The following is an 8,765-nucleotide window of genomic DNA, read 5'->3' on the forward strand; positions in this document are numbered from 1 at the left end:
CAATGCCGTACTGGTTTAAAGTTAATCCACTATAATTCCACATTCCTGCCCCCCCTACTTTGTTTATCCGCATTCAGTAAAAAAGGTCGTCTGAAATCTTTCAGACGACCTTTTTTATCAATCAAAATCGGCCCAACGATTATTCAGGCGCTTTTTCTTCGCGCGCAGGAGCTTCGGTCAATGCTTTGATAGACAGACGCACACGACCGCGGTCGTCCACTTCCAATGCTTTCACATTCACAACCTGACCGACTTGCAGATAGTCGCTGACGTTGCGTACGCGCTCGTGGGCGATCTGGCTGATGTGTACCAAACCGTCTTTGCCCGGCATCACGCTGACGATGGCACCAACGTTGTTGTCGAGGATTTTAACCACAGTACCTTCGTACACTTTGCCCACTTCCACTTCGGCAGTGATTTCTTCGATGCGTTTTTTCGCAGCGTCGCCGGCTTCTTGAGTGGTTGCGGCAATAGTGATGGTACCGTCTTCCGCGATATTGATTTCAGTACCGGTTTCAGCGGTAATCGCACGGATGGTTTCACCGCCTTTGCCAATGACTTCACGGATTTTGTCTTGGTTGATTTTCATGGTAAACAGGCGCGGAGCGTGAGCGGACAGCTCTTGCGGACCTGCCACGGCGGCTTTCATCTGTTCCAAGATGTGCAGACGCGCATCTTTGGCTTGCGCCAAAGCAATCTGCATGATTTCTTTGGTAATGCCTTGGATTTTGATGTCCATTTGCAGCGCGGTTACGCCTTCGGTCGTACCGGCAACTTTAAAGTCCATATCGCCCAAGTGATCCTCATCACCCAAGATGTCGGTCAATACGGCAAATTTGTTGTTGTCCAAAATCAGACCCATTGCAATACCGGCAACGTGTGCTTTCAAAGGCACACCGGCAGACAGCAGGCTCAAGCAGCCGCCGCAGACAGAAGCCATAGAAGACGAACCATTAGACTCGGTAATTTCGGAAACAACACGCATGGTGTAGCTGAATTCTTCAGGAGACGGCAATACGGCAACCAGTGCGCGTTTTGCCAAACGGCCATGTCCGATTTCGCGGCGTTTCGGTGCGCCGACGCGGCCCACTTCGCCGGTAGAATACGGCGGGAAGTTGTAATGCAGCATAAAGCGGTCGGTGTATTCACCGGAGAGCGCATCAATAATTTGCTCGTCGCGCGAAGTACCCAAAGTCGCCACGGCAAGGGCTTGGGTTTCACCGCGGGTAAACAGGGCAGAACCGTGTGTACGCGGCAATACGCCGGTTTGGATGTTCAAAGGACGGACGGTGCGGGTATCGCGACCGTCGATACGCGGCTGACCTTCCAAAATTTGGGTGCGGACAACGTCGGCTTCCAAATGTTTGAAAATACCCTTGATTTCGTTGGCAGCCAAAGTATCGGTTTCTTCCGTAATCAGCGCGTCTTTTACTGCACTCCAAGCCTCGTCCAATTTAGCGGAACGCGCTTGTTTTTGACGGATTTTGAACGCTTCTTTAATGGCTTCGCCTGCGATTTCGCGCACTTTGGCAACCAATTCTTCATTGGTTTCAGGCGCTTTCCAATCCCATACTTCAGGGTTTACTTCGTCGGCAAACTCGTTAATGGCGTTAATCGCTACCTGCATTTGGTCGTGACCGTAAACGACGGCACCCAGCATCACATCTTCAGGCAGGATTTTAGCCTCGGATTCCACCATCAAAACGGCTTTGGATGTACCCGCAACCACCAAATCCAGCTTGGATTTCGCCAATTCGGCTTTGGTCGGGTTCAATACGTACACACCGTTTACATAACCTACGCGCGCGGCACCAATCGGGCCGGCAAACGGTACGCCGCTCAACACCAGCGCAGCGGACGCGCCGAGCATGGCAGGAATATCGGAATCAATTTCAGGGTCAACGGAAACCACCATCGCAACGATTTGAATATCATGGTAGAAACCTTCGGGGAACAGCGGACGGATAGGACGGTCGATCAGACGGCTGGTCAGGATTTCTTTTTCGCTTTGTTTGCCTTCGCGCTTAAAGAAACCGCCGGGGATTTTACCTGCGGCATAAGTACGCTCAAGGTAATCAACAGTCAGAGGGAAGAAGTCTTGACCTTCTTTGACTTCTTTGTTGGTGGTCACAGCAACCAAAACAACGGTGTCGCCCATCGATACTTTAACAGCCGCTGCGGCTTGGCGCGCGATTTCGCCGGTTTCCAAGGTAACGGTGTGATTGCCGTATTGGAAGGTTTTAACGTGTTTATCGAACATTTCGTTCCTTTCAGAATGCCGCACGCTAAAACACTAATAATGCACACTAAAAGTGAGAATGTGCATAGTTAGGGTTTCAGGTGTGCGGCGGTTGGTAAAAACTATAATTTTTCAGACGACTTCAAACGGTCAATCCAAACGCGCATTATAATAGCAAATGTAAGTAAATCCAAGCATTCATGACAGCAAAAGGTCGTCTGAAACGCGCTTCCGTGTTTCAGACGACCTTTTATTAATAGTCAATACGTTACGCCTCAAAAACGCCGCTTCAATTTGCAGGCTTGAAGGATATGGACGGCAAGTTCTTCCACCGATTTATCCGTCGTATTGGTGAACGGGATGCCGTGGCGTTTGAACATATTTTGCGCATCGGCAATTTCACTGCGGCAGGTATCGATTTTGGCATAAGTCGAATTCGGACGGCGCTCTTGACGGATGGCCTGCAGGCGTTCGGGTTGAATGGTCAGGCCGAACAGTTTGTCTTTGTAAGGTTTGACCATGCGCGGCAGGTCGGTGGATTCCAAATCGTCGGGAATCAGCGGGTAATTGGCGGCGCGGATACCGTATTGCAAGGCGAGGTAAAGACAGGTCGGCGTTTTGCCCGAACGCGATACGCCCATCAGGATCACATCGGCTTCTTTCAGGTTTTTATCGCTGACGCCGTCGTCGTGGTTGAGCGAGAAATTGACCGCCTCCATACGCGCATCATAGCGTTGCGTATTGCCGATACTGTGGTGCCCCTGCTCGGCGGCAACCGCCTCGGTGTTGAGTTCTTTTTCCAAAAGCCCGAGGAAGGTTTCGAAAAAATTGATATGGAAAGCGCCCGCTTTTTTGATGATTTCACGGATTTCGTCATTGACGACGCTGACGAAGGCAATCGGGCGCAAACCGTTTTCCTGAGCGTTGCGGTTGACTATTTCGACGACGGTACGCGCTTTTTCAGGCGTATCGATGAAGGGATAGGTGTGGCGTTTGAATTCGATTCTGCCAAACTGATTCAGCAGTGCCTCACCGATATTTTCAGCAGTCAGGCCGGTACGGTCGGAAATATAAAACACATGGCGCGGGGCGGTCATTCAGTCATCCTTTGAAATTTAAGACAGTTGCAGACGGTTATCATAGCAGCTGAAACCTTCTAAATAAAGGGAATACGCCTAAATTACACCCAACTACAACGCAATTAAACCCATCTTTAAACGCATTTTTATTTTAATAATCGAATTATCTTAAAATTTTATACCCATCCAAAACCTTTCCAAACTCTACCAATCAGTCATTAATCTATTTCAAACCTTATGTTTTACAAAGAAATAGACAACAGGAATACTGGTTTTCCCATCAGGTTTCATTTGACTACACGCCTGAAGCCCGCAATTTTTCAGACGACCCGCAAATAAATCGAGACAGAAAAAGCATGACAGCGGTCGTTTGAATCGCTTAAAATAACAAAGCGTATTCGTTTCTTTTTTAACATATCTTGGATTGGACACACAAATGGCTGACAACTACGTAATTTGGTTTGAAAACCTGCGTATGACTGATGTTGAAAGCGTGGGCGGCAAAAACGCCTCCCTAGGTGAAATGATCAGTCAGCTGACTGAAAAAGGCGTCCGCGTCCCCGGCGGCTTTGCCACTACTGCCGAAGCCTACCGCGCATTTTTGGCGCACAACGGACTGAGCGAGCGTATTTCCGCCGCACTGGCACAACTGGATGTGGAAGATGTCGCCGAACTGGCGCGCGTCGGTAAAGAAATCCGCCAATGGATTTTGGATACGCCCTTCCCCGAACAACTGGATGCCGAAATCGAAACGGCATGGAACAAAATGGTTGCAGACGCAGGCGGCGCGGACATTTCCGTTGCCGTCCGTTCTTCTGCGACCGCCGAAGACCTGCCCGACGCATCGTTTGCAGGTCAACAGGAAACCTTCCTGAATATCAACGGCTTGGAAAACGTCAAAGAAGCCATGCGCCATGTATTCGCCTCTTTGTACAACGACCGTGCCATCTCCTACCGCGTTCATAAAGGCTTCGAACACGACATCGTCGCCCTCTCGGCAGGCGTGCAACGCATGGTGCGTTCTGACAGCGGCGCGTCCGGCGTCATGTTCACCCTCGACACCGAATCCGGCTTCGACCAAGTCGTTTTCGTGACTTCATCTTACGGTCTGGGCGAAAACGTTGTACAAGGTGCGGTCAACCCTGACGAATTCTATGTATTCAAACCCACGCTGAAAGCGGGCAAACCTGCCATCCTGCGCAAAACCATGGGTTCGAAACAAATCAAAATGATCTTTACCGACAAAGCAGAAGCCGGTAAATCCGTGATGAACGTCGATGTTCCCGAAGAAGACCGCAACCGTTTCTCCATTACCGACGAAGAAATCACCGAGTTGGCACACTACGCGCTGACAATCGAAAAACACTACGGCCGCCCGATGGATATCGAGTGGGGTCGTGACGGCTTGGACGGCAAACTCTACATCCTGCAAGCCCGTCCCGAAACCGTAAAATCCCAAGAAGAAAGCAGCCGCAACCTGCGCCGCTTCGACATCAACGGCGACAAAAACGTCTTGTGCGAAGGCCGCGCCATCGGTCAAAAAGTCGGTCAAGGCAAAGTCCGCTTGGTGAAAGACGCCTCCGAAATGGATTCCGTTGAAGCAGGCGACGTACTCGTTACCGACATGACCGACCCGGATTGGGAGCCGGTAATGAAACGCGCTTCCGCCATCGTTACCAACCGCGGCGGCCGCACCTGCCACGCCGCCATCATTGCGCGCGAACTGGGTATTCCTGCCGTAGTCGGCTGCGGAAATGCGACCGAATTGCTGAGCAACGGTCAAGAAGTTACCGTATCCTGTGCCGAAGGCGATACGGGCTTCATCTATTCCGGCCTGCTGGACGTACAAATCACCGACGTTGCCTTGGACAATATGCCCAAAGCGCCGGTTAAAGTCATGATGAACGTCGGCAACCCCGAACTCGCATTCAGCTTCGCCAACCTGCCGAGCGAAGGCATCGGCTTGGCACGGATGGAATTCATCATCAACCGCCAAATCGGTATCCACCCGAAAGCCTTGTTGGAATTTGACAAACAAGACGATGAATTGAAAGCGGAAATTACCCGCCGCATCGCCGGCTACGCCTCCCCTGTCGACTTCTACGTCGATAAAATCACCGAAGGCGTGGCGACATTGGCCGCATCGGTTTATCCGCGTAAAACCATCGTCCGTATGTCCGACTTCAAATCCAACGAATACGCCAACTTGGTCGGCGGCAGCATTTACGAACCGCACGAAGAAAACCCGATGCTAGGCTTCCGCGGTGCGGCGCGTTACGTTGCTGAAAGCTTCAAAGACTGCTTCGCGCTCGAATGCAAAGCCCTCAAACGCGTCCGAGACGAAATGGGGCTGACCAACGTCGAAATCATGATTCCGTTCGTCCGCACGTTGGGCGAAGCCGAAGCCGTCGTCAAAGCTTTGAAAGAAAACGGTTTGGAACGCGGCAAAAACGGCCTGCGCCTGATCATGATGTGCGAACTGCCGAGCAACGCGGTATTGGCAGAACAATTCCTGCAATACTTCGACGGCTTCTCTATCGGTTCCAACGACATGACCCAGCTGACCCTCGGCCTCGACCGCGACAGCGGCTTGGTGTCCGAATCGTTTGACGAACGCAACCCTGCCGTCAAAGTGATGCTGCATTTGGCAATCTCTGCCTGCCGCAAGCAAAACAAATACGTCGGTATCTGCGGTCAAGGTCCGTCAGACCATCCGGACTTCGCCAAATGGCTGGTTCAAGAAGGCATCGAAAGCGTTTCACTGAATCCGGATACCGTCATCGAAACTTGGCTGTATTTGGCTAACGAGTTGAATAAATAAACTTTTTATCAACATTGAACAATCCCCCGATTGGAAACATTCGGGGGATTTTATGTAATAGGTGTTACATCAAACATACCTTACCGCATCGATCATCAAACCATACGGGGTCGTCTGAAAAATGGTTTTCAGACGACCCTTTTAAAAGTTGTCTTTCTAAACCAATCTACCTTACTGTTTTTAGAGTATTATACTTTCGAGAACTCACTAAAAATTATTAGGTCGATGCAAAAGTTTACAGGATAAATTCATATGATTATTAACGAGATTGATTTAAAAGGAACAGAATATAGAATCTCGAAAAAGTTTAATAGAAAAATTTTTTCATTTTCTGAATTATTAAATGACATGGCAAATAATGAATATTCAAAATTGGAAAATTATTACAAAGACAAATTTGAATTCATAAAATTTAAAGATGAGGAAGTTCTCGTTGAGAACGATAAAAAAGATGAATTTATTGTTTTCGGAAGAAATAATAATGGTTTCTTTGCGATAAATAAAAACAAAGAAATATGGCTGATTCCATTTTATATTTCAGATATTAAAGAACCAATTTTTATTAATTCTTCCTTGCATCAATTTAGATGTTGCTATTGTTTGTTATTGTCAATTTTATTTTTCTTCCTTGGGAAAAATGTTGATGAGAAAGAATGCACAAAAATTGCTCAAAAATTTAAAAGAGATATTTTAGAAATAGACATTCATTCCATAGATAGTTTATTTTATAAGAATTACATTTTTTCTATTAGGAATGCAGAGTTACCCATACATTTCACACCTATAGACTACGTGAATAATGGTAGACATGTAATTTCTGAATAGAAATAGCAAGCCAATTGAGGGAAAATCAAATCACACTAGGATTTCCTTCCGCCATGATCTAACCTTATCCGCCATAACCAAAAGGTCGTCTGAAAATTTTTCAGACGACCTTTTCTCAAACTAACGCTTCAAAATTTGATCAGTACCAACCGCGCAGCTTCATCGCTTTTTCAACGCGGCGGATACTCATCATATAAGACGCTGTACGCAAGTCCACGTCATACTCTTGCGCCAGATTCCAAATATCGCGGAACGCGCGACGCAGGACAACGGTTTCTTTTTCCTGAACTTCGTCAAATTCCCAGTAATAGCCTTGCAGGTTTTGCACCCATTCGAAATAGGAAACGACCACACCGCCGCAGTTCGCCAGAATATCGGGCACGACCAATACGCCGTTTTGACGCAGGATAGCATCCGCTTCGGGTGTAGTCGGACCGTTTGCGCCTTCGACCACGATTTTGGCGCGTACTTTGCCCGCGTTTTCGGAAGTCAGTTGGTTTTCCAACGCGCAAGGGGCGAGTACATCCACATCCAATGCCAAGAGTTCGGCGTTGCTGATTTCTTTGCCGTAACCGGCTTCGTTGGTAATGAAGCCTTTTTCTTGGAACTCTTTGAACAGGGCTTCCATATCCAGGCCGTTTTCGTTGTAGATGGCGACGTCAACGGTGGAAACGGCAACGACTTTCGCACCGGATTGATGCGCGTAATAGCCTGTGTGATAGCCCACATTACCGAAGCCTTGGATGGCGTAGGTTGCGCCTTTGACGTCTTTGCCGAGTTTTTCCAAAGCTTGGACGGCGGCGAAGTTCACGCCGTAACCTGTCGCTTCGGTACGCGCCAAAGAGCCGCCGAATTCAACCGGTTTGCCGGTGAACACACCCGGTGCGGATTTTTTAACGATGTTTTCGTAGGCATCAACCATCCACGACATGATTTTGCCGTTGGTGTTCACATCGGGGGCGGGAATATCGATTTTCTCGCCGATGAGCGGGGAGATTGCTTCGGAATAAGCGCGTGAAATGCGTTCCAACTCTGCTTCGGAATAATCGCGCGGATCCAAAGTAATGCCGCCTTTGCCGCCGCCATAAGGAATGCCCGCAACGCAACATTTGATGGTCATCCAAATCGACAGGGCTTTGACTTCGTCCAAATTCACATTGGGATGGAAGCGCACGCCGCCTTTGTACGGGCCGACGGCGTTGTTATGTTGCGAACGGTAGCCGGTGAAGGTTTTGACCGTGCCGTTGTCGAGTTTGACTGGGAAGGTAACTTCCAAAACGCGTTGCGGGCTTTTCAGAATTTCATACACCGCAGGGTCGGCATTGAGCCGGTCGCAGGCGGTTTTGACCTGTTTGCGGGCGATTTCGAAAGGGTTAAGGGTTTCTTTTGCGGCGGATTGGGACATTTCTCTTCCTTCTTATGTCTGGTTGAAATTTAAGGGCTTCACAGTTGTAACTATAACCAATTTCCAAATGAAATGTAATAGCATGTAGTCAGTATTTTCAAAATTGATTAATTTATATATGAATTTATTTTCAGACGACCTCTGAAACCTGACACCTCGTTGTCCGATATCGCCGCCAAAATCGGCTACTAAAACTAAAGCCCTTGTTTTTTAAAAAATCGTCTGAAATTTTATATCATCAGGCTGATGCTTTAAAAACAACAACGACCGCATATCAGACTTGATAATATTGTTAACAATATCCAATTTTCGGCAGCACAAAATAAGACATAACAAGATGGGCTGCTTCATCCATTTTGACTTTATATAGTGGATTAACTTTAAACCAGGACGGCG

5 protein-coding genes are annotated in these 8,765 nt (G+C 48.3%); 2 read left to right on the top strand and 3 right to left on the bottom strand.

What is annotated here, in order from left to right:
• Positions 1-139: 139 nt before the first annotated feature.
• On the bottom strand, positions 140-2,260 hold the full coding sequence (pnp, locus tag HMPREF3277_RS10785) for a polyribonucleotide nucleotidyltransferase (protein ID WP_070871113.1): 2,121 nt from the start codon (positions 2,258-2,260) through the stop codon (positions 140-142).
• A 254-nt stretch (positions 2,261-2,514) separates the two neighbouring features.
• Positions 2,515-3,336: a posphoenolpyruvate synthetase regulatory kinase/phosphorylase PpsR gene (locus HMPREF3277_RS10790; protein WP_003757356.1), complete on the bottom strand. Its 822-nt coding sequence runs from the start codon at positions 3,334-3,336 to the stop codon at positions 2,515-2,517.
• A 418-nt stretch (positions 3,337-3,754) separates the two neighbouring features.
• Here HMPREF3277_RS10790 and ppsA point away from each other — a divergent pair, with 418 nt between their 5' ends.
• Positions 3,755-6,139 (top strand): phosphoenolpyruvate synthase, encoded by a 2,385-nt coding sequence (gene ppsA / locus HMPREF3277_RS10795; protein ID WP_070871114.1) that lies wholly within the window; start codon positions 3,755-3,757, stop codon positions 6,137-6,139.
• 252 nt (positions 6,140-6,391) lie between these two features.
• Entirely contained in the window at positions 6,392-6,964 is a 573-nt protein-coding gene (locus HMPREF3277_RS10800) for a hypothetical protein (RefSeq protein WP_070871115.1), read from the top strand.
• Positions 6,965-7,103: 139 nt separating this feature from the next.
• Here the strand turns inward: HMPREF3277_RS10800 and HMPREF3277_RS10805 are convergent, their stop codons facing one another.
• On the bottom strand, positions 7,104-8,369 hold the full coding sequence (locus tag HMPREF3277_RS10805) for a Glu/Leu/Phe/Val family dehydrogenase (protein ID WP_070871116.1): 1,266 nt from the start codon (positions 8,367-8,369) through the stop codon (positions 7,104-7,106).
• Positions 8,370-8,765 lie beyond the last annotated feature (396 nt).

Source organism: Neisseria sp. HMSC70E02, from assembly GCF_001838645.1.
In the GTDB taxonomy this organism is placed as follows: Bacteria; Pseudomonadota; Gammaproteobacteria; order Burkholderiales; family Neisseriaceae; genus Neisseria; species Neisseria macacae.

Coding starts and splice junctions, on each gene's coding strand:
- pnp (WP_070871113.1), bottom strand. CDS start 2,260: ATGTTCGATAAACACGTTAAAACCTTCCAATACGGCAATCACACCGTT.
- HMPREF3277_RS10790 (WP_003757356.1), bottom strand. CDS start 3,336: ATGACCGCCCCGCGCCATGTGTTTTATATTTCCGACCGTACCGGCCTG.
- ppsA (WP_070871114.1), top strand. CDS start 3,755: ATGGCTGACAACTACGTAATTTGGTTTGAAAACCTGCGTATGACTGAT.
- HMPREF3277_RS10800 (WP_070871115.1), top strand. CDS start 6,392: ATGATTATTAACGAGATTGATTTAAAAGGAACAGAATATAGAATCTCG.
- HMPREF3277_RS10805 (WP_070871116.1), bottom strand. CDS start 8,369: ATGTCCCAATCCGCCGCAAAAGAAACCCTTAACCCTTTCGAAATCGCC.